This is a genomic window from Rubellimicrobium sp. CFH 75288 (assembly GCF_009904055.1).
In the GTDB taxonomy this organism is placed as follows: Bacteria; Pseudomonadota; Alphaproteobacteria; order Rhodobacterales; family Rhodobacteraceae; genus Rubellimicrobium.
This window is the reverse complement of the sequence record NZ_WYDP01000001.1, coordinates 533,972-560,116: the sequence shown is the minus strand read 5'-3', so window position 1 is coordinate 560,116 and position 26,145 is coordinate 533,972. Positions and strand designations below refer to the sequence as shown.

Here is a 26,145-nt window from a genome sequence, read left to right as displayed (position 1 = left end):
GTTCCTCAGGCCAGCGCGTGGCGCCAGGAGGCCGAGTAGGCCCCCGTCACGTGGTGTTCGAGCTGGCGCTCGATGTCCCCGAGCAGCGAGGAGGCGCCGAAGCGGAACAGGTCGGGGCGCAGCCAGCGGTCGCCGAGCTCGTCCTTGACGAGGGCGAGATAGGAGAGCGCGTCCTTGGCCTTGGCGATGCCGCCCGCGGGCTTGTAGCCCACGCGCAGGCCGGTCGCGTCGTGGTAGTCGCGGATGGCGCGCAGCATCACCAGCGTGACGGGCAGCGTGGCGTTGACCGCCTCCTTGCCGGTGGAGGTCTTGATGAAGTCCGCCCCCGCCATCATGCACACGAGCGAGGCGCGCGCGACGTTGCGCAGGGTGCCGAGTTCGCCCGTGGCCAGGATCGCCTTCATGTGGGCGGCTCCGCAGGCCTCGCGCATCGCGCGCGTCTCGTCGTAGAGGGCCTGCCAGTTGCCGGTCAGCACGTGGCGGCGCGAGATGACGATGTCGATCTCCTGCGCGCCGGCGGCGACCGATTCGCGGATCTCCTCGAGCCGCAGGCGCAGCGGCGAGAGGCCCGCCGGGAATCCCGTGGAGACCGCCGCCACCGGGATGCCCGAGCCGCGCAGCGCGTCCACGGCCGCCGGGACCATGTCGTGATAGACGCAGACGGCCGCGACCGTGAGCCCCTCCATCCCGAGCGCGGACAGGAGGCGGTCGGAGACGGGGCGGCGGGCCTTGGCGCAGAGGCGGCGGACGCGCCCCTCGGTGTCGTCGCCCGAAAGGGTGGTCAGGTCGATCAGGCTGATCGCGCGGCAGAGCCAGGCGGCCTGCCACTCCTTCTTGACGGTGCGGCGGGCGGGCAGCGTGGCCGCGCGCCGCTCGATGGCCGAGGTGTTGGCCTGCACGCGCCGCACCCAGCCGAGATCGAGCGGGATGGGGTCGTTGCGCCGCTCGTGAAGCTGGGGCAGGCCGGCGGGCGCGGCCGCCTGGGTGGTCGGGGCTTCGTTCCGCATGGGGCGTCCCTCCCGTGGGATGGGGCGGTTTCGCATGGAAGGGGGGGCGGTGTCCACGCTCAGCCCCCGTCCGGTGCCGACAGCCGGGCGATGGCGGCGACGCCGCTCTCGCCCAGGGGGATGGCGGCGAAGGGGCCGCCCAGCCGCGAATGGGCCGGATCGGCCGGGTCCGGGCGGGGGCCCGAGAGCAGCCGCGGCGCCCAGTCCTCGGCGTTGTCGCGGGGGCGGTAGCCGAGAAAGGCGGCCGGAGCGTTCGACACGGGGGCGCGGTCGTTGGCGCTGATCCCGTGGACCACGCAGAAGCCCGTCACGGGCGTGTCCACCGCGCGTTCGACCAGATGCACGAGGTCGCCACGCGACAGCCAGGTGCCGAGCGCGCGGGCATTGCCCGGCTCCTCGGTGGCGGAGAAGATCCGCAGGCAGACGGCCTCAAGGCCCCGCTTCTCCCAGTAGAGCCGCGCGAGATCCTCGGAGAAGCACTTGGAGAGGCCGTAGAACGTGTCGGGGCGGTGCGCCGCGTCGGGGCCGATGCCGGCATTCGTCTCCCACATGCCGACGGCATGGACCGATGAGGCATAGACGACGCGGCGGGCGCCGGCGCGGTGCGCGGCCTCCCACACCACGTAGGAGGCGACGAAGTTGGGGCGCAGGAGCTCCTCGAAGGGGCGCTCGTCGGGGATGGCGGCGAAGTGGACGACCGTGTCCGCGCCTTCCATCAGCGGCGCCATCGCCTCCATCTCGGCGCAGTCGGCCTGGACCCAGCTCTCGTTGGCGGGGCCGGGGGAGGGGGCGGGGGCGAGATCCACGGAGGTCAGCGCCTCGGCCATGCGCGAGAGCGGCTCGCGCAGGGCGGAGCCGAGGGCACCGGCCGCACCGGTCAGGACGATCTTGCGGAGCATGGGCGGGGTTCCTTCAAATGATGGCGCGCTCGCGCAGGGGCGCGTTGCGCAGGACGCGGTCCCAGCCGAGCGGCGAGAGGTCGAGCGAGCGCCAGGCGCCGTGGACGATCCATTCGGCGAGGCCGCGCCCCACCGCGGGAGCCTGCTGGAAGCCGTGCCCGGAGAAGCCCGCGGCCGTGAGCAGGTTCGGCACCTCGGGATGGGGGCCGAGGATCGCGTTCTGGTCGAGCGTGCAGTAATCGTACTGGCCGACCCAGGTGCGGATCACGCGCAGCCGCTCGAAGGCGGGGACGCGGGCGGCGATCGTGGGCCAGACGAGATCCTCCCAGGCGTCCTCTGCCATGGCGAAGTCGTCGGGGTCGGCGGGCGGGTCGGGGTCGGGCGTGTAGCCGGACAGGTAATAGGCGCCGTCGGTGCGGGCGAACACCCCGTTGGGGTTGATGACGAGGGGGTGGTCCTGCCCCAGGGGCTGGGCCGCAAAGAGGAAGGACAGCCGCTTGCGCGGCTCGACCGGAAGCGACAGGCCCGCCATGGCGGCCACCTGCGGGCTGCGGGTGCCGGCGGCGTTGAGCACGGTCCCGGCCGCCACGCGCGTGCCCGAGGCGAGGCGCAGATGGGTGACGCGGCCGCCCGCGAGGTCGAGTCCCGTCAGCTCGTCGTGGATGTACTCGACCCCCATCGCGCGCGCCTTGCGGCGGAACCAGTCGAACACGGTGGCGCCGTCGAAATAGCCTTCGTCCACCGGGTTGTGCGAGCCGCAGACGAGGTCGTCCACCTCCATGAAGGGCCAGAGCGCCCTGATCTCGGCCGGGGAGAGGATGCGCGTCGCGGCGCCGAGGCCGTTCTGCATCCGCGCATTGTCGCGCAGCACGGCGGCGAAGTCCTCGGTGTCGGCGAGATAGAGATAGCCGAAGCTCTGGAGCCGCGGCACGGGGGCGGAGGGGTCGTCCATCCAGCGGGGGAAGTCCCGGATGAACTCGGCCCCGAAGCGGGAGATGAGGACGTTGACGGGCGATCCGAACTGCTGGCGGATGCAGGAATGCGAGAGCGTCGAGGCCGCGCGGGCATAGGTGGGGTCGCGCTCGATCACGAGGATCCGGCCCCGGAAGGCGGGGTCGCGCGCCGTCCACCAGGCGACGGCCGAGCCGATCATGCCGCCCCCGACGATGGCGAGGTCGTAGGAGGAATGGGCGGGCATCCTCAGCCCTCCCAGCCGTAGTCGCGGCGCGCGGCCTCCTCGGAGACGTAGCCGAGGCGCACGTCGCGGGCGACGGCCTGGGCGTCGCGCTCGGACGGGGGGCCCATGCCGCCGCCGCCGGGAAAGGCCAGGCGGACCGTCTGCCCCTCGGGGACGGGAAAGCGCGCCTTAGCGGGAAAGCGGGTGCCGTCCGACAGCTCGACCACGGTGGGGGCGCCGTCCCGGCCGCCGTGCCGGCCGCGGGGGGGATGCCGCATGCGGTCGAACTGGGCGCGGAACTCCATGGAATGGCCGGGGCGGGGCCCCACCTCCATGCATTGGCCGAGGCCGCCGCGGAACCGGCCGGGGCCGCCCGAATCGGGGCGCAGCTCCTTGCGCCAGACGACCACGGGGCCGGCATGCTCGGTCGCCTCGACCGGCATGGTCATCACGCCGGAGGGGAAGGCCGTGGCGTTGAGCCCGTCGAGGCGGGGGCGCGCGCCGGTGCCGCCCGAATTGAAGGTCAGCACCTCGGTCGCGCGGCCGCCGTCGTGGGGACGCAGCGTCACCTGGAAGTTGCAGAGCGCGCCCGCCCCCTCGGCCGGGACGGTGTCGGGGAGGATCTGGTCGAGCGCGCCGAACACCGTGTCGGGGATCAGGTGGCCGATGACGTGGCGCAGCGCCACGGGGGCGGGGCGGCGGGCGTTGAGGATCGTCCCCTCGGGCGCGGTGACGACGAAGGGCGCGAGGGAGCCCGCATTGTTGGGCACCTCCGGGGCCACCGCGATCTTGAGGGCATAGGCGCCGTAGGCCTGGGTGTAGATGAGGGGGACGTTGATTCCCTTGGGGTCCGGCCCCGACGTGCCGGCGAAGTCGCAGGTGATGCGGTCGGGGTGGGTCTCGACCGTGCAGGCGAGCGTGATGGGGGTGGCGTAGCCGTCCGTCACCATGCTGTGGGAGGCGCGCGCGCGGGGGAGCGCCGCGATGGCGCGGACCGTGGCGGCGTAGGAGGAGTCCACGATGAAGTCCGCGAGCGCCTCGATGTCGGGGAGCGCGTATTCGTCGAGCATGGCGCGGAGGCGGCGCAGGCCGACCTCGTTGCAGGCGGCGAGCGCGTAGAGGTCGCCCGCGACCTGGTCGGGCTCGCGCACGTTGGCGCGCAGGAGCGCGACGAGGGTGCGGTCCACGGCCCCGCGGTCGGCGAAGCGGGTGATGGGGATCTGGAACCCCTCCTCCCAGAGCGATTCGCCCTCGGCCCCGAAGCCGCGGCCGCCCATGTCCACCACATGCGCCGTGCAGGCGAAGAAGCCCACGAGCGCGTCGCGGTGAAAGACCGGGGTGCAGACGGTGATGTCGTGCAGATGGCCCGTGCCCATCCAGGGGTCGTTGGTCACATAGACGTCGCCGGGCGCCATCGTGTCCCGCCCGATCTCGCGGATGAAGTGCCTGACGGCCTCGGCCATGGCGTTGACGTGGCCGGGCGTGCCGGTGACGGCCTGGGCGAGCATCCGGCCCCGCTGGTCGTAGATCCCGGCCGAGAGGTCGCCCGCCTCGCGCACGGAGGTGCTGAAGGCGGTGCGCACGAGGGCCTGGGCCTGTTCCTCGACGATCGAGACGAGGCGGTTCCACATGATCTGGTTCTGGACGCTCATCGGGCGCTCCGGCTTGGGGTCATGCGGAAAGGATGCCGCGGAATGGTTAACGAAACCTTGGGGCACCGCGCGTTGCGCGGGCGTGCAAGCCACTGGAAGGGCGGGGAAAAAGTGTTAACGGGCGTTAACCGTCCGGTCATGGCCGCCCCGTGCGCCGGATGTCGAGCACCCCGTCGGCGCGGCCCGTGACCGTAAAGCCCGCGGGCACGATCACCGTGGTCTCGGCCTCGGTGACGGCGCAGGGGCCGGTGGCGGTGGCGCCGTCGGCGAGGTCGGCGCGGGGGATCTCGTGCGCGTCGGTCCAGGCGGCGGCGACGGGGTCCCAGAGGCGGCGGGGCGTCCCCTCGAGCCGCGGACCGGGCGGCGCGGGCGGCGTGGGGCGGGGCGGGGGCACGGGCGTGGCGGCGTTGACGGCCCAGACGGTGATCTCGACCGGAAGGCCGTCCACGGCGCGGCCGAAGAGCGCAGCATAATCCTCGGTGAAGCGGGCGAGCAGCCCCCGGGCCGTGGGCGTGGTGGCGAGGGGGCCGTCGAGCGGGACGGGGATCTCCCAGCCCTGGCCGCGGTAGCGCATGTAGAGGCGCGTCTCGGTGCCGATCGGGGCATGGGCGTCGCAGGAGCGCACGAAGGAGGACGCCTCCTCGGCGAGGTCGGCGAGGATGGCGGCGGCCTCCTTCTCGTCGAAGGCGTCGAGGCGCATGTAGGCCGATCGCGTGGCCTCGAAGGCGTAGGGCGCGCGCAGGAAGCCGATGGCCGAGCCCACGCCCGCGCCGGGCGGCACGAGGAGGCGGTCGATGCCGAGCTTCTCGCACAGGCGGCCGGCATGGAGGGGGGCGGCGCCGCCGAAGGCGATCATGGTGTAGTGGGCGAGGTCCTCGCCGTTCTCGACGGCATGGACGCGGGCGGCGTTGGCCATCGTCTCGTCCACGGTCTCGGAGACGCCGAAGGCGGCGCCGGTGGCGTCGAGCCCGAGCGGCTCGCCCACATGGGCGCGCAGGGCGGCCGTCGCACGGTCGGGGTGGAGCGAGAGCGTGCCGCCGGCGAAGTTGGCCGGGTCGAGCCGGCCGAGCACGAGGTCGGCATCGGTGACGGCCGGGCGCGTGCCGCCGCGCCCGTAGGCGGCGGGTCCCGGCTCGCTGCCGGCGCTCTCGGGGCCCACCTGGATGCGGCCGAGGCCGTCCACGCGGGCGAGGGAGCCCCCGCCCGCCCCGATCTCGACCATGTCGATGACGGGGATGGAGATGGGCATGCCCGAGCCCTTCTTGAAACGGTAGCTGCGGGCGACCTCGAACACGCGGGCGGTCTTGGGCTGGCCGTCGCGGACGAGGCAGATCTTGGCCGTGGTGCCGCCCATGTCGAAGGAGAGCACGCGCGCGAGCCCATGGCGGCGGGCCACGTCGGCGGCGAAGATGGCGCCCCCCGCGGGGCCCGATTCCACCAGCCGGACGGGAAAGCGCGCGGCCGTCTCGACCGAGACGATGCCGCCGCCCGAATGCATCAGAAAGACGGGGCATTCGGCCCCCAGCGCGCGCAGCCGGTCGCGCAGGCGGCCGAGATAGCTCTCCATCATCGGGCGCACATAGGCGTTGGCGCAGGTGGTGTTGAACCGCTCGTATTCCCGCATCTGGGGCGAGACCTCGCTCGAGAGCGAGACGGAGAGGTGCGGCAGCCGGCGGGCCAGCACGTCGCGCACGAGCCGTTCGTGGGACGGGTCGAGATAGCTGTGGAGGAAGCCCACCGCGACGCTCTCGAACCCTTCGAGGGCGGGCAGGCGCGCCTCGACCGCCGCGGGGTCGAGCGGACGCAGGACGCGGCCCGTGGCGTCCACGCGCTCGGGCAGGGTGAAGCGGGCGTCGCGGGGGATCAGCGGCTCGGGCAGGACGAGGTTGAGGTCGTACTGCTCGAAGCGCGATTCGGTGCGCATCTCGAGCACGTCGCGGAAGCCCTCGGTGGTGACGAGGGCGGTGCGGGCGCCGCGCCGCTCGATGAGGGCGTTGGTGGCGAGCGTGGTGCCGTGGATGATCCGGGACAGGCGGCCGGGCGCGATGCCGGCGGCGGCGCAGACGCGGGCCGTGCCGTCGAGGATCGCATCCTCGGGGGCGGCGTAGGTGGTCAGGACCTTGGTGGAGTGGAGGCGCGGGCCGGAGGGGCCGGGCCCCTCCAGCACCACGTCGGTGAAGGTGCCGCCGATATCGACGCCGAGATTGAAGCTGTCCGTCATGGTGGCCGGACGCTAGCGGCGGCGCGGGGGGAAGGGAAGGGTGCCCCTCAGCGCGAGGGCTGTGCAGAGGGAGGGGCGGGGCCGGCGAGCCAGGCCCAGCCATGGGCGGGCAGGCGCAGCGTGCCGCGGGCCTCGGTGCCCTCGAAGGCGGCATGGCACGGGCCCGCGGGCAGGCCGCCCCGTGTGGTCAGGACGGCAGGGCGGTCGGAGAGGTTGAAGAGCGCCGCCACCGCGCCGCCGGGCCCCTGCCGCAGGATGCCGAGCAGGGGCTCGGGCAGGTCGAGAAAGCCGGTCGTGCCCAGCCGCAGCGCGGGGGTGGCGCGGCGGAAGGCGAGGACGGCGCGGTAGGTCTCGAGCACCGAGCCCGCGCGGCCCTTCTGGCGGTCCACGGCGCGGGCCTGCTGGGGCGGCTTGACGGGCAGCCAAGGCGTGCCGGTCGTGAAGCCGCCATGGGGGGCGTCCGCCTCCCAGACCATGGGGGTGCGGCAGCCGTCGCGGCCCTTCAGCTCGGGCCAGAAGGCGATGTAGCCGAGGTCGCGCAGCTCGTGGAACGCGATGTCGGTCTCGGTCTGGCCCAGCTCCTCGCCCTGGTAGATGCCGAGCGTGCCGGGAAAGGAGCACAGGAGCGCGATCGACTGGCGCGCGACCACGTCCGTGTCCCCGCCCGGCGGCGTCCAGCGCGAGACGTGGCGCACCACGTCGTGGTTGGAGAAGCTCCAGCACGGCCAGCCGTCGGGGGCGGCCTTGAGGAAGCGCTCGATCCGGGAGCGGAAATGGGCGGCCGAATGGTCGGGGCTCAGGAACTCGAAGGAATAGGCCATGTGCAGCTTGTCGCCGCCCGAGGAGTAGAGGGCCATGATGTCGATCTGGCGCGCGGCCTCGCCCACCTCTCCGACCATCATGATGTCGCCGTAGCGGTCGGTGAGCGCGCGCATCCGCTGGAGGATGGCGAGGTTCTCGTCCTGGGTCTTGCTGAAGCGGTGCTCCTGCGCCTCGTAGGGGTTGGGGGGAAACTCGGTCCACGGGGCGGGCGGGTTGTCGCGCAGGCGGTGGTCGTGGACGTAGAAGTTGACGGTGTCGAGGCGGAAGCCGTCCACCCCGCGCTCGAGCCAGAAGCGCATGGCGTCGAGGAGGGCGTCCACGACCGCGGGGTTGTGGAAGTTGAGATCGGGCTGGGCGGCGAGGAAGTTGTGGAGGTAGTATTGCCGGCGGCGCGCGTCGAAGGTCCAGGCGGGGCCGCCGAACACCGACAGCCAGTTGGTGGGCGGCGTGCCGTCGGGCCGGGGGTCGGCCCAGACATACCAGTCGGCCTTGGGATTGGTGCGGTCGCGACGGGATTCGACGAACCACGGATGCTGGTCGGAGGTGTGCGAGAGCACCTGGTCGATGATGACCCTGAGCCCGAGGCGGTGCGCCTCCGCCACCAGCGCGTCAAAATCGGCCATGGTGCCGAAGAGCGGGTTGACGGCGGTGTAGTCGCTGACGTCGTAGCCCATGTCTTTGTCGGGCGAGGCGAAGAAGGGCGAGAGCCAGATCGCGTCCGCGCCGAGATCGGCGACGTGGCCGAGGCGGCGGGTGATGCCGGGCAGGTCGCCCACGCCGTCGCCGTCCGAATCCTGGAACGAGCGGGGGTAGATCTGGTAGATCACCGCGTCGCGCCACCATTCCCGCGATCCGTCCGCCATGCCCCGAGCCCCTTTTTCCATGCCGCACCGCGGCATGGCCCTTAGCGCAGCCGGACGTCGCGGCAAAGGGGGAGTCAGTGGACCCGGCGCCTCTGCAGCAGAAGGCGTTCGAGCGCGAGGCCGGCCTGTTCGGCCAGATGGACGAGCGCCGGCGCCTGGTCGGGCCGGACCATGACGCAGCCCAGCATCAGCGCATCCTCGCGCGCGCCGGAGGCGGCGAGGTCCACGAGGCGCGCAAGCGCGGCCTCGTCCTCGCCCAGGCAGGGGCAGGCGGCCTCGTGGCGCTGGAGGGGCCTGCGGGCGGCGCCGAGGCAGTGGCGGCAGAGCGCGTCGAAGGCGAGAGCCGCGGCCGGAGCACCGTCGGCAGGACCCTCGCCCAGATCGGCCGCGAGCGCCTGGGGTCCGCCGTCGCACCAGCGGCGCAGGGCCCGCACGACGAGACCCGGCAGGGGCGCGAGGGCGGCCAGATGGCCGATCGCGGCGCCACCGGGAGCGGGGCGCGCGCTCATTTGGTCAGGATCAGCTTGCCCGCGCGCGTGATGCGCAGGACATAGCTCTGCGATCCCAGCCGGATCACGGCGCGGCCGTCCGGGCCGGTCAGCGACTCGGCCCGCCATTCGGGGAGCGCGGGGCAGGGGGCGGGTTCGCGCGGAGCGGGAGAAAGCGGGGTTCCGTCGGGCATGGCTCGACCTCGGGGCAAGGGGAGGTTCGGGCTTCCCCCGGAGGGGTGGCTGGAACATGCCGCGAAGTTGATAAAAAAGGTTGGTCTTGTCAAGCGGGCTGCGCGTCAGCCCTTGAGCATCCGCAACCCCTGGGTGACGTCCGTGCGCACGGCCAGCCGCAGGCCGGGCTCGTCGCCGGCGCGCAGCGCGGCGATGATGAGGCGGTGGTGGCGCGGCGGCTCGGTCCGTTGGAGACGGCCGTAGAGGGCGCGCATGGTCGGGCCGAGCTGGAGCCAGACCGTCTCGGCCATGGCGAGCATGGCCGGCGACTGGGCGCGCAGGTAGAGGGTGCGGTGGAACTCGAGGTTCTGGCGGATGTAGCCGGGGGCGTCCCCGGCCGCGACGATGCGGGCGATGGCCGCATTGGCGGCCTCCAGCCGGTCGAGCAGCGCCCAATGGGCGCGCGGCAGGGCGCGGGCGGCGAGCTCGGGTTCGATCAGGGCGCGCAGGGTGGCCAGTTCCTCGATCCGCTCGTTGGACAGGTGCGGCGTGGCCACCCGGCCCGAGGCCGAGAGGATCAGCGCGCCCTCGGCCGCCAGACGCTGGACGGCCTCGCGCGCGGGGGTCATGGAGACGCCGAAGCTGCGTCCGATCCCGCGCAGCGTGAGCGCTGTCCCGGGCGCGATCTCGCCGTGCATGATGCGGGTGCGCAGGGCGCGATAGACGCGGTCGTGGATGCGCCCGCCCGCCCCGTCCGCGCTTCGGGCGATGGTGTCCATGGCGGCAGATTAGGCGCCGGAGACGGCCGGGTCGAGCCGGAGCCTGTGAAGCGAGGCGCCCTGCTGCCGCAGCCAGCGGCGGGGGGCCGCATGACCGGGGCAGAGCCGCGCGACGACGGCCCAGAAGGCGGGCGAATGGTCCATCCGCTCCAGATGGGCCACCTCGTGGGCGGCGACATAGTCGAGGACCGCCGGCGGCGCGAGGACGAGACGCCAGGAGAACATCAGATCCCCTGCCGCCGAGCAGGAGCCCCAGCGCGAGCGGGGATCGCGCAGGACGAGCCGCCGCCAGCGCCGGCCGAGCGTCGCGGCATGGCGGTCGCAGGCCGCGAGCAGGCGGGTGCGCGCCTGCTCGCGCAGCCAGGTCTCGAGCCGGGGCGCCAGCCTGTCCGGGTCGGGGGGCACGAGGAGGACGTCCCCGGCGCGGCACGGCACGGGTCCCGGCGCGGCCTCGAGCCGCAGCAGCCCCCCTTCGAAGGGGATGGACAGGCCCGGCGCGGGCCGGATCGGCGGCGGCTGGCGGGCGAGGTGGTCGCGTAGCCAGCCTTCGCGCGCCCGCAGGAAGGCAAGCGCGGGGCCCAGCGCGGCGCGGGCGGGCAGGGTCAGCGTGGCCCGGCCGTCCGCGCCCAGCCGCAGCGACACGCGCCGCGCCCGGGCCGAGCGGCAGAGCGCCACGGTCAGGGGCGGCTCGCCGGGCAGGACGTGGCAGGAGGGAAGGGGCTTTGACACGGCGCGGCTCTTGTGGCAGGGGGTTCCACCGCCCTGCAAGCAGCCGCCCGCAGAGCCCGAACAGAGGATGCACCGTCATGCCCAAGGAGGAATGGGGCCGCAAGCGCCTGTGCCCCACGACCGGCAAGCGATTCTATGACCTCAACCGCAATCCGGTGGTGAGCCCCTACACGGGTCAGGTGGTCAACATCGAGATCGGCCGCGCGCGGACCATGGTCGCCGATGCGGAGGACCCCTCGCTCAAGCGTCTCAAGCTGGCCGAGGACGACGACCTGCTGCTCGACGACGAGGATGCGGCGGTGGACGATGCCGATCTGGGCGACGAGGTCCTGGAGGACGACGGCGACGAGGAAGTGTCCTTCGAGGATCTGGGCGACGTCGCCGGGGACGACGAATAGGACCGGCTGCGGACGCCGGGGAAGCGGCAAAGACCCTTGCGCTTCTCCGGCCGCCCCGCTACAGACCGCCGCGCGGGGACGATCCCAAGCCCGCCGATGGGGCCATAGCTCAGTTGGGAGAGCGCTTGCATGGCATGCAAGAGGTCAGGGGTTCGACTCCCCTTGGCTCCACCACTTCCCCCGGACCGATCCGCAGACAGGGCGATGGCGTAGTTCCGGGCCCGAGGCCGGTCGCGGCCGCGCGGGCGGCCCGGTGCGATTCCGGCAGGGCGTCTCTCAGGCCGCGGGTGCGGCGCCGCGGGCGAGTGCGACGAGGGACACGAGTTCGAAGGCGACCACCATCGCGACCTGGGCCGTGATCCCGTTCGGGCTGTCCTTTGTCGGCATCAGGCAGACGATGTCGCCGCCGATGATGTCGAGCCCGGCGAGCCCCTGAAGGAGCCGCGTCGCCTCGCGGATCGACAGGCCGCCCCAGCCGGGTTCGAGGTTCGACACGCCGGGCGCCACCGCGGGGTCGAGCACGTCGAGATCGAAGGTCACATAGGCCGGCCGGTCGCCGACGCGGGCGCGGATCTCGGCCAGCACTCCCCCGACCCCCAGCGCCTCCACCTCGTCGATGTCGATGACGCGGTAGCCCAGATCGCGGCTCGACTGGCCCGTGCGGCCCTGGTGGAGAAGGCCCGACGGGTGCCCGCGCACGCCGATCTGGAGGCTGGCGGCCGGGTCCACGGCGCCCTCGCGCACCGTGTAGGCCGCCCAGTGCGCGGCCGACCGGCGCGCCCCCAGCCAGTGGGGGATGTGTTCGTAGCTGTCGGTATGCGCGTCGAAGTGGATCAGCGCGCAAGGCCCGCCCCGCGCGAGACGCCGCCCCGGCCCGGCGAGCGCCTTGAGGATCGGCCCGGTGATCGAATGGTCCCCGCCGATCGCCACGGGCCTCGTGCCGGCGGCATCGAGGCGGGCGAAGAAGGCCTCGATGTCGCGGACGCAGGCCTCGTTGTTCATGGCCTCGGGCAGGGGCACGTCGCCGAGGTCGTGCACGCTCAGCGCCTCGAAGGGCGCGATGCGGTGGCGGGCATGCGCGCGGCGGTAGAAGCCCGAGACATGCCGCACCGCGCGCGGGCCGAGGTGCTGGTCGCGCTCGGTCGAGCCGTTGCCCGAGGAATGCGGCACGCCCACGAGCGCGATGTCGCAGGCCGCCGGATCGGGGTTCCAGGGGCAGCGGAAGAAGGTCGGAACCCCCCACCAGTACCAGCTTTCGCTCGAGCGTCGGGCGGCGTCGAGATCGGGATCGGGCATCGGAATCTCCGAGGGGTCAGGCACGGCGGGATGCGGCCGGAGCGCGTGCCGACCAGGCGAAGCGGCGTTCGATCCGCGCCTGCAGGGCCATCAGGCCGAACACCATGACGAGGTAGTAGACCAGGGCGGCCGCGTAGTGCTCGGCGAACTGGAAGGTGCGGGCCACGGTGATCTGCGTGACCGTCATCAGCTCCTGCAGCGAGATCACCGATGCCAGCGATGTGAGCTTGAGCAGCGTGATGAACTCGTTGACCGTGGGCGGCAGGGCGGTGCGCACCGCCTGCGGCAGGACGATCAGCCGGAAGGTCTGCCAGCGCTTGAGGCCGAGCGCGTCCCCGGCCGCGATCTGGCCTTCGTCCACGGCGGCGAGCGCGGCGCGGTTGATCTCGACCTGATAGGCGGCCTCGTTGAGGGCGAGCGCGACGAAGGCGGCCAGAAACGGGGTGAACCACGGCTCGCGCAAGGCGGGCAGCACCTGCGGCAGCGCGTTCCACACGATCAGGAGCAGCAGCAGCGTCGGGATCGCCCGGAAGAGCCCGACATAGGCGACGACCGGCCACCGCCAGCGTCGCCCCGGCCGCCGCAGCAGGATTGCGAGCGGGATGGCGATGACGATGGCGGCGGCATGGGCGAGAGCCGCGAGCGCGAGCGTCAGGGCTGCCCCGCGCGCGAAGGCGGCCGAGGTCAGGGCGCCCCAGAAGACGGCGGTGTCGAAGCCCAAGCGCCTACCGCAGGTTCTCGAGCATGGTCGCAGGCAGGCCCCATTCCGCCAGGATCGCTGCCATGGTGCCGTCGGCGACGAGGGCGTCGACGGCCGCCGTCACGGCCGCGCGGTCCTCCTCGGACTTGCGGAAGTAGATGGCGTAGGGTTCGACCGTCTCCTGGGGAACGGTCCAGATGACCGAGAACTGGCCGGGATTCTCGCGCTCGCGCCAGGCGATCTCGGTGTCCTGCGTCACCACCCCCTCGACCCGGCCGAGAGCGAGCTGGAGGATGGCGTCGGTCTGCTTGGGATATTGCTGGATCGTCATCGGCGCCAGCCCGCGCGCGGCGAGATCGGCGTTCAGCGCCTCCATCCGCGCGAGATAGGTCGTGCCCGACTGCACCGCGATCGTCCGGCCCGCCAGATCGTCCCCGCTCTCCAGCGGGGGCGCGCCGCTGGGGCCCGCGACCACGATGAAGGTGTTGAGATAGCCCACGCCGTCGAAGCTCTGGAGCCGCTCCTCGGTCAGGAGCATGCCGCTGATCGCCACGTCGCAGCGCCCGGCCGCGAGCGAGGGCAGGATGCCGGTGAACTCCATCGGCTGGAAGGCGACCTCGACAGCCCAGTGGCCGGCCAGCGCGCGCGCCACGTCCACATCGACCCCCATGGGATCGGTTCCGCCCTCGGCCATGAATTCCATCGGCGGAAAGGTCGGATCGAGGCAGACGGAGAGGGTGCCGTCGGCCACGAAGCCGGGCCGGTCGCCGGCCGTCGCGGCCAGCGGCAGGAGGGCGGCGAGAAGGGCGGAGGCGGCGAGGGGGACAGGGTGGCCCATGGAGGATGTCCTGCAGCGGGGAGAAAGCCTGCCGCGATCCTAGCAGAAGTTTGCTCTCAGTAAACTAAGTTCTCTATGGGTTGACAGGAGCTGTTGCGGCGTTGCCCGCCACCCGGCAGAGTGGAACGGTATCCGGACGGTGAAGGGGTTGCGCTGATGACACGGCCGGAGGGCGGCCATCTGGTGGGCCAGAGGCTGCGGGCGCGGCGGCGGGCGCTCGGCCTGACGCTCGAGGAGGTCGCGGAGCGGATCGGGCTGACCAAGGGATTCCTGTCCGAGATCGAGCGCGACCGCACCTCCCCCTCGGTCGCCTCGCTCGTGCGGCTCTGCGAGGTGCTGGACCTGCCCGTGGGCAGCCTCTTTGCCGGTCCCGCGGCCGGGGTGGTGCGCGCCGCCGAGCGCGCGCCGATCGCCTTCGGCGGCCACCGCATCCGCGATGTGCAGATCACGCCCGCCGGCACCCGCTGGCTTCTGGCCATCCATTCGACCCTGGAACCGGGCGGGGGGGGCGGAGAGACGCAGTATTCGCTGCGCTCCGAGGAGGAGATGGTTCTGGTCCTGTCGGGTCGGCTCTGCGTGACGGTGGAGGCCGAGACCTACGAACTGGGGCCCGGCGACGCGCTCACCTTCGATCCGCGCCGGGCCCATACCTTTGTCAATCCGAGCCGGACGGACCCGGCGGAGGCACTGTTCGTCCTCGTGCCGCCGCCGTGAGGCGGATGGACGGCCTCCGGTCCTGCTGCGGGCGGGGGCGTCAGGTCCCTCCGCCCGGCCCCAGGACCGCGTGCACTGCATCGACCGTCGCGGCCACGATCCGGTCCGCCTCCTCGCGCGTGAGGCAGAGCGGCGGGGCGAAGCCGATGATGTCGCCCTGGGGCATGGCCCGCGCGATGACCCGGCTCCGCTCGAGCAGCGTGGCGGCGACCTGCGGCCCGATCCGGCGGGCGGGGTCGAAGAACACCCGGCTGTCGCGATCCTCCACGAGTTCGACGGCGCAGAGCATGCCTGCGCCGCGCACCTCGCCCACATGGGGGTGATCGGCGAGCGCCTCGCGCATCCGGCCCAGCAGGTAGGGCCCGACATCCGCGGCATTCCCGACCAGCCCGAGACTGTCGATGAGCCGCAGGTTCGCGACCCCCGCCGCCGCCCCGATGGGATGGGCCGAGTAGGTCCAGCCGTGGCCGAACGGTCCCAGCCGGTCGGTGCCCTCCTCGAGGACCTTCCAGACGCGCTCGGAGACGATGGAGCCCGAGAGCGGCGCATAGGCCGAGGTCAGCCCCTTGGCCACCGTGATGATGTCCGGCCGGATGCCGTAATGCGTCGCGCCGAACATCGTTCCCAGCCGTCCAAACCCCGTCACCACCTCGTCGAGGACGAGCAGGATGTCGTGCCGGCGCAGGATCGGCTGGATCGCCTCCCAGTAGCCGGCGGGGGGCGGCACGATGCCGCCGGTGCCGAGGACCGGCTCGGCGACAAAGGCGGCGATCGTGTCCGGACCCTCGCGCTCGATCAGCGCCTCGAGTTCGGCGGCGCAATGGGCGGTGAATTCGGCTTCGGTCATCTCCGGGCGGGGGCGGCGGAAGTAGTAGGGCGCCTCGGTGTGGACGACCCGGGCCAGAGGCAGGTCGAAGGCCCGGTGAAAGAGCTCGAGCCCGGTCAGCGAACCGGTCATCAGGCCCGATCCGTGATAGCCGCGCCAGCGCGAGATGATCGTCTTCTTCTCCGGGCGGCCCAGCACGTTGTTCACGTACCAGACGATCTTGACGTTGGTCTCGTTGGCGTCCGAGCCCCCGAGGCCGAAATAGACCTTGGACATCCCCTCGGGGGCGCGTTCGAGGACCATGTGCGCGAGCGTGATCGCCGCCTCGGTGCCGTGACCCATATAAGCGTGGTAATAGGCAAGCTCGTGCGCCTGGGCGGCGATCGCCTCGGCGATCTCGCGCCGCCCGTAGCCCACGTTGACGCAGTAGAGTCCGGCAAAGGCGTCGAGGAAGCGCGTGCCGTCCCGGTCCTCGACATGGACCCCTGTGCCGCTCCTGAGGATGCGTCCGGGCGACTCGCCGCGCGCATGCTGGGCCAGGTGGGTCGAGGGATGCAGGAACGCGTCGCGGTCCCACTGGGCGAGGCGGTCATTGGTCAGCATCGCACGCTCCTGTCCCGATGGCGGTGGCCGGGCAGGGATAGCCCATCGCGGCGGCGCTCGCCATCCCGCTCCGCCCGATCCGGGGGGACGGGTCGCCCCTCCGCCGGCCGGGGCGGTCCTTGCGGAGGCGGGAGAAGACGGGCCATGCTGGCTGTCACCGGCGGGAGCAGCAGGGAGACACGCCATGGGGCAGGACAGCATCCCCTTCGAGCCGGCCGAATATCAGCGGCGGCTGTCCAGGACGCGGCGGGCCATGGAGCAGGCCGGCATCGACCTGCTCTTTGTCACCGATCCGTCCAACCAGTCCTGGCTCACGGGCTACGACGGCTGGTCGTTCTACGTCCACCAGGGCGTGATCGTGCCGCCGGAGGGCGATCCGCTCTGGTGGGGTCGCAGGCAGGACGCCAACGGTGCGCGCCTGACCGTGTGGATGGCCGAGGCGTGCATCCACGGCTATTCCGAGCACCTCGTCCAGGCGACGGACTGTCACCCCATGGAGGATCTGGCCCGCCGCATCCTCGATCTGGGGTTCGGGCGCGCCCGGATCGGGGTGGAGATGGAGAACTACTACTACTCCGCCAAGGCTCACGCGGTGCTGGCCTCGAACCTGCCGGAGGCCATGCTTGTCGATGCGACCGCGCTCGTGAACTGGCAGCGGCTGGTGAAGTCGGAGGCCGAGATCGCCTTCATGCGGCGGGCCGCCGCCATCTCGGAGCGGATCGTGCGTCTGGGCATCGAGCTGGCCCGTCCGGGCCTGCGCAAGAACGAGCTGGTGGCCGAGATCGCGCGGGCCGGCATCCTCGGCGTCGGAGAGGACTGGGGCGACTATCCGGCGATCGTGCCGCTCGTCCCCTCGGGCCGGGAGGCCTCCGCCCCGCACCTCACCTGGAACGGAGCGCCCCTGCGGTCGGGCGAGGCGACCTTCTTCGAGCTGTCGGGCTGCTTCCGGCGCTATCACGCGCCGCTCTGCCGGACCGTCTTTCTGGGCACGCCGCCCGACGCCATGCGTCGGGCCGCCGAGGCGCTGACGGAGGGGCTCGAGGCCGGGCTCGAGGCGGCGCGCGCCGGCAACCGGGCCTGCGACGTGGCGGATGCGCTCGAGGCGGCGATGAGGCGTGCCGGCATCGACCGCCGGGGCGCCCGCTGCGGCTATCCGGTGGGCCTGTCCTACCCACCCGACTGGGGCGAACGGACGGTCTCGCTGCGCGCCTCGGACCGGACGGTGCTGGAGCCGGGAATGACCTTCCACTTCATGCCGGGCCTGTGGCTGGACGAATGGGGGCTCGAGACGACCGAAACCATCCTGATCCGCGAGACCGGCCCGGCCGAGACCCTGTGCCATCTCGAGCGCCGGCTCTTCGTGAAGGACTGAGAGGGTGACGCTGCTGGCGCGGACGCGGGACCTCCTGGCGGAGCTCGTGGCGTTTCCGACCGTCTCGGAGGACAGCAACCTGGCGCTGGTGGAGCATCTTGCCGACCGGCTCGAGGCGGCGGGGGCCCGGGTCCAGATCCTGAGCGATCCCACGGGCCGCAAGGCGAACCTGTTCGCCACGATCGGCCCCGACCGGGATGGGGGTTTCGTCCTGTCGGGCCACACGGACGTGGTGCCGGTGGCCGATCAGGTCTGGACCACCGACCCCTTCCGGCTGACCGAGCGCGACGGGCGGCTCTACGGGCGCGGGACGTGCGACATGAAGGGCTTTGTCGCGGCGGCGGTGGCGACGGCCCCCCTGCTGGCCGCCGCCCGGCCCGAGCGGCCGGTGCACTATGCCCTGACCTACGACGAGGAGGTGGGATGCCTCGGGGCGCGCGCCCTGGCGGACTGGCTCCGTCAGCGCGGCCTGCGGCCCTCTGCCGCCCTGATCGGCGAGCCGACCGGGATGCGCGTCGTCGAGGGGCACAAGGGCTGCTGCGAATACAGCACGCATGTCGCGGGTCTCGAGGGGCACGGCTCGGACCCCGACCGGGGCGTGAACGCGGTCGAGATCGCGGCGCGCTACGTCGCGCGGCTTCTGGAGCTGAAGGAGGTGCTCAGGGCGCGCGCGCCGGCCGACAGCCGCTTCGAGCCGCCCTGGACGACGATCAACGCCGGCGCGCTCCATGGGGGGCAGGCGCGCAACGTCATCGCCGGCCGCGCGCGCGTGGACTGGGAGATGCGGCCCGTGAGCCCGGAGGATGCGACCTTCGTCAAGGCCGAGATGGCCCGGTTCTGCGACGGCACGCTCCTGCCCGCGATGCAGGCCGTCTGGCCCGGCGCGACCATCGTGACCGAAACGGTCGGCGAGGTGGAAGGCCTTGTTCCCGCGGCCGGAAACGAGGCGCGGGACATCGTCATGGCCCTTGCCGGCGCGACGGAGACGGGCCTCGTGCCGTTCGGCACCGAGGCCGGGATCTTCCAGACGATGGGCCTGTCGGCGGTGGTCTGCGGCCCCGGCTCGATCGAGCAGGCCCACAGGCCGGACGAATACCTGGCCCTCGATCAGCTCGCCCGCTGCCTGGCGATGCTCGAGCGTCTCCCCGCCCGGCTGGCCGGCGGGGCCTGACCGGCCATCCGCCCGGCCGGTTGACACCGGCCGCGCGGGGTCTTCTACTGTCCCGACCGGACAGGGGCGTCCGCGCTTCGGCGCGGGCTGAGAGGCACCCTTCGAACCTGAACCAGATCATGCTGGCGTAGGAAGTCCGCGGTGCGACGAACGGGCCGACCTGCCCCCTGCCGTTCCGAGGATCGCGTTTCCCGCGCCCGCGCGGAGAAAGCGATGACCGAACCGGGACCGTATCTCGACCGGATGCGCCAGACGGTGCCGCTGGTGCACAACATCACGAACTTCGTGGCCATGAACGTCATGGCCAATGTCCTGCTTGCCGCCGGCGCCTCGCCGGCGATGGTCCATGCCCGGGAGGAGGCGGCCGAGTTCGCCGCCCTCGCGCAGACCCTGACCGTCAATATCGGAACCGCCGATCCCGCCTGGGGGAGCGCGATGGAGGAGGCGGCGGGGACGATGAACCGGCTCGGCCGTCCCTGGGTCCTCGATCCGGTCGGCGTGGCGGCCACGCGCTTCCGCCGGGACCTGGCCGGGCGGCTCGTGGCGCTGCGGCCGACCGTCGTGCGCGGCAACGCCTCGGAAATCCGCGCGCTGGCAGGGCTGACGGGATCGGCGCGCGGCGTGGATGCGGGCGACAGCGTGGAGGCGGCCACGGATGCGGCCCGCGCGCTGGCCGAGCAGACCGGCGGCATCGTCGCCGTGTCCGGACCGGTGGATTTCGTCACCGACGGACGGGCCGGATACCGCGTGGCCAACGGCCATGCGCTGATGGCGCGCGTCACCGCCCTGGGCTGCTCGCTCAACGGCGTGATCGGGGCCTTCTGCGCGGGACAGTCTCCGCTGGAGGCGACCGTGGCGGCCCTGGCCTTCTACGGTGCGGCGGGCGAGGAGGCGGCGGGCCGCGCCGCAGGGCCGGGCAGCTTCCTGCCCGCCTTTCTCGACGCGCTGGCCGCGCAGACGCCCGAGGGTCTCGATGCCGCGGCCCGGGTGGAACGGGCATGATCGGCCCGGTCTATGCGATCCTGGACCCCTCCGCGCCGCGCCCGGTCCTCGATCAGGCGCTGGCCGCCGCGCGCGGGGGCGCCTGGGCGGTGCAGCTGCGCGACAAGATCGCGCCCGATGCCGAACTGGTCCCGCTGGCCCGGACCCTCGCGGCTGCGCTCCGGCCTTGGGGAGTCAGGCTGATCGTCAACGACCGGCTCGAGGTGGCCCTGGCGGCCGGGGCGGACGGGCTGCATCTGGGGCAGGGCGACGGCGATCCGCGCAGGGCCCGGGCGCGGCTCGGAGCGGGGCGGATCCTCGGCCTGTCGGTGGAGGCGGTCGAGCAATGCGCCGCGATCCCGGTGGGGATCGACTATGTCGGCGCCGGGCCGGTGCGGCCGACCGCGACCAAGCCGGACCACGCCCCGCCCGTCGGGTTCGACGGTCTGGCCGCGATCGCGGCCCGCTGCCCCGTCCCCGTGGTGGCCATAGGGGGTCTGGGGCCGGGCGATGCCGCGGCCCTGAAGCGGGCGGGGGCTGCCGGCATGGCGGTCGTCTCGGCCGTCGTGCGGGCCGAGGACCCGGAAGCGGCCACGCGGGCGCTGGTGGAGGAATGGAGGCGAGCATGATCCCCAACATCCTGTCCGTCGCGGGCTCCGACCCCTCCGGCGGTGCGGGCATCCAGGCCGACATCAAGGCGATCTCCGCCTGCGGCGGCTATGCGATGGCGGCACTCACCGCCCTGACGGCCCAGAATACCTGCGGCGTCGCGGGGGTCCATCTGGTGCCGCCCGATTTCGTGGCCGCGCAGATCGCCGCAATCCGGGCGGATATCCGCATCGACGCGGTCAAGATCGGGATGCTCGGCGACGCCGCCATCGTGAGGGCGGTGGCCGCCGCGCTCGAAGGGCTCGATGCGCCGGTCGTGCTCGACCCGGTGATGGTCGCCAAGGGCGGCGACCGTCTGCTGAGGGCCGACGCCGTCGCAGCGCTTCGCGACCATCTGTCCCTGGCCACGGTCGTCACGCCGAACCTGCCCGAGGCTGCGGACCTGCTCGGGGTCGGGATGGCGGCGACGCGGGCGGAGATGGAGGCGCAGGCCCGGGCGCTGCTCCAACTGGGCCCGCGGGCGGTCCTGCTGAAGGGCGGGCATCTGGACGCACCCGATTGCCCCGATCTGGTGGCCTGGTCCGACGGGCTGACCTGGCTGCCGGGTCCGCGCCATGCCACGCGCAGGACCCACGGCACGGGGTGCACCCTCTCCTCGGCGCTGGCCACCGGGCTCGGGTACGGCATGCCGCCGGTCGCGGCAGCCGCGCGGGCCAAGGCCTATGTCGCCGCCGCCATCGGCGCGGCCGACGCCCTGACCGTCGGACACGGGCAAGGCCCGGTCCACCATTTCCACGCCGATCGCGGAGGGGTCCTCGCATGAGCCGGCCGCTGCAGGAATGCGTCGTCCTCGTCACCGGAGCCGGGCGCGGACTCGGCTCCGCCATCGCCCGCGCCTTCGTGCGCGAGGGGGCACGGGTGGCGATCAACTATCGCAGGAGCCGCGAGGCCGCCGAAGCCCTGGCCGCCGAACTCGGCCCGCGCGCCCGTGCGTTCCAGGCGGACGTGACGGACAGGGAGGCCGTCGCGCGCATGGTGGAGGCGATCGCCGCCGCCTTCGGGCCGCCGGACGTGCTGATCCACAATGCGCTTGCCGATTATGCCTTCGACGGCGACGCACGCACGCCGCTCGATCGGCTCGCCTGGCGCGACATCGCACGGCAGGCCGGAACCGCTGTGGGCGGTGCCCTCCACTGCCTGCATGCGCTGCGGCCGCATTTCGCGGCCCAGCGGTTCGGACGGGTTGTCACCATCGGGACCAACCTCGTGCAGAACCCGGTCGTCCCCTACCACGACTACACGGCCGCCAAGGGGGCGCTGCTCGCCTTCACCCGCACCGCGGCCAAGGAGCTGGGGCCGCTCGGCGTCACGGTCAACATGGTCTCCGGGGGCCTGCTGCGCACGACCGATGCCAGCGCCGCCACGCCCGAGGCCGTCTTCGACATCGTTGCCGCCCAGACTCCCCTGGGTCGCGTCACAACACCGGCGGAACTGGCCGATGCGGTGCTGTTCTTCGCCTCGCCCTGGAGCCGGGCGGTGACGGGCCAGAACCTCATCGTCGATGGCGGACTCGTGTTCGGATAGGGTGGCGTTGCAGTTCCGCGAGGGCTGCGATCCCCGCGCCGGGTCCGGCCGGCATCGTCCCTGTAGACGCCCTTGACGGGAGGCCAGGAGCGTCCTGTCAGGGTCGGGAGGGGGGCGGGATCCGCAACCGGATCGCGGCCGCGACGGATGACGGTCCCTGCCCCGACACGGATGAGGAGGCTGCCGCCCATGACCGCCGCCGCGTTCCGGATAAACCGCTCCGCTCTGCTCGCCCGGATCGCGGCGGACCCTTCGCCGGTGATCCTGATCGAAGCGCCGGCCGGCACCGGGAAGTCCTGGCTTCTGCGCGATCTGGCGGGTCCTGCGGCGATCTGGTCGTCAGCCGATCCACCACCGCCCGGCTTCGGGTTCTGGGATGTGCCGGCGATGGAGCGATGCGCTCCGCTGCCGGAGCGGGACCCACCGCTCGTCGTGGCCAAGCGGCCCGAGACGGCGGTTCCGGGCCTCGCGCGGGCCGAGGTCTATGGTCGGGTGAGCCGCTATGGGGCCGAGGACCTTCTCTTCTCGGAGGCCGAGATCGAACCCGCTCTCTGGGCCGCGACCGGGGGTTGGGCCTGTCTTCTCCCTGTGGCCATGGGCAGCCGGACCCCCGAGGGAGCCCTGGTCGAGTTCCTGCGCGAGGCGATCCTGGCGCCTCTGCCCTCGGCCCAGCTTGTCGCCCTCGACCTTCTCCTGTCCGGCCGCAGCGGCGCCATCCCACCGGATGTCCGGGGAGGGATGCCGTTCGCGACCACGCCCGACGGCGGCCTGGCTCGCCCGCTCGCCGCATGCCGGCCGCATCTCGATCATGCCCTCGCTGCCCTGCTGGCGCAGCGGCTCTCCGACCCGGCGGAGGCGCATGTGATCGCCACGATGCGGGCCCGGATCGGGCAGATCACCGAGGCGATCGCGATCTTCCAGTCCATCGGCGACTGGCAGGCAGCCATCGACACCCTGCGCGCGGCTGGCGGGCCGTTCTACATCCACCGGTACGGGCCAGCGGCGTTCGACCGGATGATCGCGGGCTTTCCTGCCGATCTGGCCGCACAGGACGAGACGCTCGTCCTCTGCCGCGCCGTTCAGGCCGTCAAGCGCGGCGAGCTGCCCCTGACGAGGCGCATCCTGATCGACCGGTTCGGCTCGCTGGTCGAGGACAGCGTCGAGGTGATCGAGCGGCGGGATCTGTTCTCGCTCGAGGTCAGGTTCATCCGCATGCTCCTTCAGACCTGGGAGGATCTCGACCTCCGGCCGCGCTATCTCGACCTGTCCTATCGCCTGCTCGCCGAGATCGGGGCCCAGGACGACTTGCGCCGCGGCGCCTTCTACAATGCGGTGCTCGAATTCTACATGCGCGCGCGCCGCTTTCCCGAGGCCGAGGACAGCGCGATCCGAGCGGCCAGTCACTTCGCGCGTGCGGGTGTGCCGATCCTGTCCTTCTACATCGACTTGCACCGGGGCGTAATCGACCTCATGACCGGCAATCCTGCCGCTGCCGCCAGACATGCGGAGGCCGCAGCGGGACATCTCGCCCGCCTAGACTACGACAGCCCCGGTGACGCACGCATCCTCCGGCTGCTGCGGGCCTGCATCGCGTACGAACAGGGCGCGGCCGAGCCGTTGAACCGCTTTCTCTCGCTCGATCTGGACAGCTTCACCCAGGGCGAGATCTGGCCTTCGATGATCGAGATGATCCTGATCTATGGCAGTCAGGCCATGGCGGAGCACTTTTCCGTCATGGCGGCGCGCAGCTTCCTGGATCGCTGGCGCGTGACCGAGGCACGCTCGGCGCAGTTCGGGACGCTGATCGACATCCGCGAGATCGCGGTCCTGCAAAGCGGCAATCGCTGGCAGGAGGCCATGGCGAGAGCCTCGGCCCTGCCGCTGCCCATCACGATGTCCTTTGTGGAATCGGCCGGCGACGGTCTGGCCGCCCTGTCCGACCGGGACGAAGTGGCACTGGCGCTCGTCTGGCTGCGGCATCTGGCGCAGCACGAGCCTGGCCGGCCGGGGTTGGACCGCCTGCTGGCCGTCATGGCCGAGAATCCGCATCTGACGCATCGCCAGAGAACCGCCGCCGAACTGTGGCTGGCCCGCGTGCTCCGCCGCCAGCGCCGCCAGTCCGACGCCGAGGCCCGGCTGCGGCAGACGCTCGAGACCGCTGCCCGACTGGGGACCATCGCCTCGCTGGGCGAGGAGCGGAGCTTTCTGGCCGATCTCACCGGCCCCAGGCGTCTGCGCGACAGCCTGGCGCAGTCCGACAGCATCCGGCGCCTGCTGCGACAGGTTGCCGATAGCGGACCCGGACAGGCGCGCCGGGGTCGCGCTCACGGCCTCACCCGCCAGGAGACGCGTATCCTGGATGCGCTGGCCGAGGGCGCGACGAACAAGGCCATCGGCAACCTCATGGGTCTGAGCGAGTCGACGGTGAAGTTCCACCTCGCCAACCTCTACCGCAAGCTGGGCTGCGGGAGCCGGCGCGAGGCAGTGGCTGCGGCGCGCGCCCTGCACCTTGTCGCCTGATCCCGGAGCACCGAGGGAAAAACCTAGCCGAAATGCCCCGAAACCTAGCCGCCGCGGGCGTTGTCCCGCGGTGTCTGCCTGTCCGATCCTGTGGTTCGGCAGGGCCGCAGAAGGGCCCCGCGGCTTGTCACGAACGGGGTGAGGACATGGCGATGCGACTTCTCACGACGACCGCGGCTGCCGCTCTGGCGGTGGCCTGTCTGGGTGCCGGCGCCGCGGCGGCGCAGAACGTGGTGACACAGAATACCGTCCAGATCTTCAGTACGATCGATCCGGCCAAGATCAGCGACTATACCGACTACATGGCGAGCGTGAACCTCTACGATGGTCTCGTCACCGTGGACAGCGACGGCAACCTGGTCCCCGAACTCGCCGAAAGCTGGGTCGTGTCGGACGATGCCACATCCGTGACCTTCACGATCCGCCCGGACGCCCATTTCTCGGACGGAAGCCCCGTCGAGGCCAAGGACGTCGTCTATTCCTTCGAGCGTCTGCTGCGCATCAACCAGGGTCCTGCCAACCTGTTCGCCGGCATCGTCGAGCCCGGCAACGTGGTGGCCGAGGATGACAAGACCGTCACCTTCAATCTGTCGCGGACCTTCGCCCCCTTCATGGCGACCGTTCCCTCGCTGCGCATCCTGAACTCGGATGTGGTGATCGCGAATGCCGGCGACGACGACGGAGAGACGTTCCTCGCCACGAATGTCGCGGGTTCCGGCCCCTATCTGCTGGACAGCTGGGATCGCGGCTCGCGGATGATCGTGAAACGCGACCCGAACTACTATCGCGGCTGGCACGAGGGCGCCATCGACGAGGTCCGCTGGATCGTCACCAATGACGAGGCCACGGTGCGCGCCATGGCCGCCTCGGGGGAACTGACCATGACCTCGCCCTACCAGTCGCCCGACACCTACGAGGCCCTGGGCGCCATGGGCCGGTTCCGCATCGACAGCCAGCCGACCTCGACCGCCTTCTACCTCAAGCTCAACAGTCGGCTGCCGCCGACCGACGACATCCACATCCGTCGGGCGATCGCCCATGCAGTCGATTACGAGACGATCCGCGAGGTCATCTTTCCCGGCGAGCCGATGAACACCGTGCTGCCGGAGGCGGGCTTTGCGGCCTTCCACGCCGGGGACGTGGAAGGTCCCGTCTTCGACATGGAGCGCGCGGCAGAAGAGGTGGCGCTGTCCTCCTACGCGGGCGAGGCGATCCCGATCACGCTGGGCTATGTCGCGGGCACGCTCTTCGAGGAAGAAATCAGCCTGATGCTCCAGGCGCATCTGGAGGCGCTGGGCTTCGTCGTGACCCAGCAACCCGATCCGTGGAACCGGATCACCGAGATCGCGGGATCGGTGGAGACCACACCGAACGTGAACCAGATCTTTTTCGGGCCGACCTATCCCAGCCCGGACTCGATGTTCTTCACCCAGTACCATTCGGACGCGGCGGGGACCTGGGCCAGCATGGAGTGGCTGCAGGACCCAGAGATCGACGCCCTGATCGATGCCGCCCGGGCCACGGGCGACGTCGAGGAACAGGCCGAGATCTACAAGACGCTCCAGCACGAGCTGGACGAGCGGATGGTGTCCATCCCGCTTCTGGCGCAGACCGTCCAGCACGCGATGGACAACTGCCTCGAAGGGTTCGACGCCGTCCCGATGATGAGCTTCGACTACGACTTCTATCGCTACCGCTGGACCTGCTGAGATTCGCCCCGCG

General features: G+C 72.0%; 24 protein-coding genes, 1 tRNA gene and 1 riboswitch. Of the genes, 11 read left to right on the top strand and 14 right to left on the bottom strand.

Features of this window, described 5'->3' with window-relative positions:
- Positions 1-5: 5 nt before the first annotated feature.
- The 10 genes from deoC to GT358_RS02695 form a co-directional block, all read right to left on the bottom strand.
- Positions 6-1,007, bottom strand: coding sequence for a deoxyribose-phosphate aldolase (gene deoC / locus GT358_RS02740; RefSeq protein WP_166581010.1), 1,002 nt, complete (start codon positions 1,005-1,007; stop codon positions 6-8).
- A gap of 59 nt (positions 1,008-1,066) precedes the next feature.
- A complete protein-coding gene (locus tag GT358_RS02735; protein ID WP_166581009.1) occupies positions 1,067-1,906 on the bottom strand; it encodes an NAD(P)-dependent oxidoreductase in 840 nt (279 codons plus the stop codon).
- Between the two features lie 13 nt (positions 1,907-1,919).
- Positions 1,920-3,104 carry an FAD-binding oxidoreductase gene (locus tag GT358_RS02730; protein ID WP_166581008.1) on the bottom strand — a complete coding sequence of 395 codons (1,185 nt, stop codon included), beginning with the start codon at positions 3,102-3,104 and terminating at the stop codon, positions 1,920-1,922.
- A 2-nt stretch (positions 3,105-3,106) separates the two neighbouring features.
- Positions 3,107-4,735 (bottom strand): hydantoinase B/oxoprolinase family protein, encoded by a 1,629-nt coding sequence (locus GT358_RS02725; protein ID WP_166581007.1) that lies wholly within the window; start codon positions 4,733-4,735, stop codon positions 3,107-3,109.
- 136 nt (positions 4,736-4,871) lie between these two features.
- On the bottom strand, positions 4,872-6,956 hold the full coding sequence (locus GT358_RS02720) for a hydantoinase/oxoprolinase family protein (protein ID WP_166581006.1): 2,085 nt from the start codon (positions 6,954-6,956) through the stop codon (positions 4,872-4,874).
- A gap of 47 nt (positions 6,957-7,003) precedes the next feature.
- A complete protein-coding gene (locus tag GT358_RS02715; protein ID WP_166581005.1) occupies positions 7,004-8,641 on the bottom strand; it encodes an alpha-amylase family glycosyl hydrolase in 1,638 nt (545 codons plus the stop codon).
- A gap of 74 nt (positions 8,642-8,715) precedes the next feature.
- On the bottom strand, positions 8,716-9,150 hold the full coding sequence (locus GT358_RS02710) for a hypothetical protein (protein ID WP_166581004.1): 435 nt from the start codon (positions 9,148-9,150) through the stop codon (positions 8,716-8,718).
- On the bottom strand, positions 9,147-9,323 hold the full coding sequence (gene hemP / locus GT358_RS02705) for a hemin uptake protein HemP (protein WP_166581003.1): 177 nt from the start codon (positions 9,321-9,323) through the stop codon (positions 9,147-9,149). The genes GT358_RS02710 and hemP overlap by 4 nt, the downstream gene beginning before the upstream one ends.
- Before the next feature lie 105 nt (positions 9,324-9,428).
- Complete coding sequence (locus tag GT358_RS02700; protein ID WP_166581002.1) at positions 9,429-10,082, bottom strand: GntR family transcriptional regulator; 654 nt, start codon at positions 10,080-10,082, stop codon at positions 9,429-9,431.
- A gap of 9 nt (positions 10,083-10,091) precedes the next feature.
- The gene (locus GT358_RS02695; protein ID WP_166581001.1) at positions 10,092-10,811 is read right to left on the bottom strand and encodes a SprT family zinc-dependent metalloprotease; all 720 of its coding nucleotides are present in this window, start codon (positions 10,809-10,811) and stop codon (positions 10,092-10,094) included.
- Between the two features lie 77 nt (positions 10,812-10,888).
- Here GT358_RS02695 and GT358_RS02690 point away from each other — a divergent pair, with 77 nt between their 5' ends.
- Positions 10,889-11,209 carry a TIGR02300 family protein gene (locus GT358_RS02690; protein WP_166581000.1) on the top strand — a complete coding sequence of 107 codons (321 nt, stop codon included), beginning with the start codon at positions 10,889-10,891 and terminating at the stop codon, positions 11,207-11,209.
- A 98-nt stretch (positions 11,210-11,307) separates the two neighbouring features.
- Positions 11,308-11,383: transfer RNA gene (locus GT358_RS02685), tRNA-Ala, on the top strand.
- Between the two features lie 102 nt (positions 11,384-11,485).
- On the opposite strand, the gene GT358_RS02680 is transcribed toward GT358_RS02685, so the two are convergent.
- The 3 genes from GT358_RS02680 to GT358_RS02670 are packed head-to-tail and all read right to left on the bottom strand — an operon-like array spanning position 11,486 to position 14,043.
- Entirely contained in the window at positions 11,486-12,505 is a 1,020-nt protein-coding gene (locus GT358_RS02680; RefSeq protein WP_166580999.1) for an arginase family protein, read from the bottom strand.
- A gap of 16 nt (positions 12,506-12,521) precedes the next feature.
- Positions 12,522-13,226: an amino acid ABC transporter permease gene (locus GT358_RS02675; RefSeq protein WP_166580998.1), complete on the bottom strand. Its 705-nt coding sequence runs from the start codon at positions 13,224-13,226 to the stop codon at positions 12,522-12,524.
- A gap of 4 nt (positions 13,227-13,230) precedes the next feature.
- Positions 13,231-14,043 (bottom strand): ABC transporter substrate-binding protein, encoded by an 813-nt coding sequence (locus GT358_RS02670; protein ID WP_166580997.1) that lies wholly within the window; start codon positions 14,041-14,043, stop codon positions 13,231-13,233.
- Positions 14,044-14,199: 156 nt separating this feature from the next.
- On the opposite strand from GT358_RS02670, the gene GT358_RS02665 reads away from it, so the two are divergent.
- Complete coding sequence (locus tag GT358_RS02665) at positions 14,200-14,757, top strand: cupin domain-containing protein (protein ID WP_166580996.1); 558 nt, start codon at positions 14,200-14,202, stop codon at positions 14,755-14,757.
- Positions 14,758-14,797: 40 nt separating this feature from the next.
- On the opposite strand, the gene GT358_RS02660 is transcribed toward GT358_RS02665, so the two are convergent.
- The gene (locus GT358_RS02660) at positions 14,798-16,186 is read right to left on the bottom strand and encodes an aminotransferase (protein WP_166580995.1); all 1,389 of its coding nucleotides are present in this window, start codon (positions 16,184-16,186) and stop codon (positions 14,798-14,800) included.
- Between the two features lie 184 nt (positions 16,187-16,370).
- Between GT358_RS02660 and GT358_RS02655 the strand changes: the two genes are divergently transcribed.
- From GT358_RS02655 to GT358_RS02620, 8 genes are all read left to right on the top strand, one after another.
- Positions 16,371-17,558, top strand: coding sequence for a M24 family metallopeptidase (locus GT358_RS02655; RefSeq protein WP_166580994.1), 1,188 nt, complete (start codon positions 16,371-16,373; stop codon positions 17,556-17,558).
- A 4-nt stretch (positions 17,559-17,562) separates the two neighbouring features.
- Positions 17,563-18,729, top strand: coding sequence for an acetylornithine deacetylase (argE, locus tag GT358_RS02650; RefSeq protein WP_371416199.1), 1,167 nt, complete (start codon positions 17,563-17,565; stop codon positions 18,727-18,729).
- A gap of 52 nt (positions 18,730-18,781) precedes the next feature.
- A riboswitch (TPP riboswitch) is annotated at positions 18,782-18,880 on the top strand.
- Positions 18,881-18,942: 62 nt separating this feature from the next.
- The gene (thiM, locus tag GT358_RS02645) at positions 18,943-19,731 is read left to right on the top strand and encodes a hydroxyethylthiazole kinase (protein WP_166580993.1); all 789 of its coding nucleotides are present in this window, start codon (positions 18,943-18,945) and stop codon (positions 19,729-19,731) included.
- A complete protein-coding gene (gene thiE / locus GT358_RS02640; RefSeq protein ID WP_166580992.1) occupies positions 19,728-20,339 on the top strand; it encodes a thiamine phosphate synthase in 612 nt (203 codons plus the stop codon). The genes thiM and thiE overlap by 4 nt, the downstream gene beginning before the upstream one ends.
- Positions 20,336-21,142 (top strand): bifunctional hydroxymethylpyrimidine kinase/phosphomethylpyrimidine kinase, encoded by an 807-nt coding sequence (gene thiD / locus GT358_RS02635; RefSeq protein WP_166580991.1) that lies wholly within the window; start codon positions 20,336-20,338, stop codon positions 21,140-21,142. Before thiE ends, thiD begins: the two co-directional genes overlap by 4 nt.
- Positions 21,139-21,903 (top strand): 3-oxoacyl-ACP reductase, encoded by a 765-nt coding sequence (locus tag GT358_RS02630; protein WP_166580990.1) that lies wholly within the window; start codon positions 21,139-21,141, stop codon positions 21,901-21,903. The genes thiD and GT358_RS02630 overlap by 4 nt, the downstream gene beginning before the upstream one ends.
- Positions 21,904-22,092: 189 nt before the next feature.
- Positions 22,093-24,423, top strand: a complete 2,331-nt coding sequence (locus GT358_RS02625) for a helix-turn-helix transcriptional regulator (protein ID WP_166580989.1) — start codon at positions 22,093-22,095, stop codon at positions 24,421-24,423.
- A 152-nt stretch (positions 24,424-24,575) separates the two neighbouring features.
- A complete protein-coding gene (locus GT358_RS02620) occupies positions 24,576-26,132 on the top strand; it encodes an ABC transporter substrate-binding protein (protein WP_243730651.1) in 1,557 nt (518 codons plus the stop codon).
- Positions 26,133-26,145: the final 13 nt, after the last annotated feature.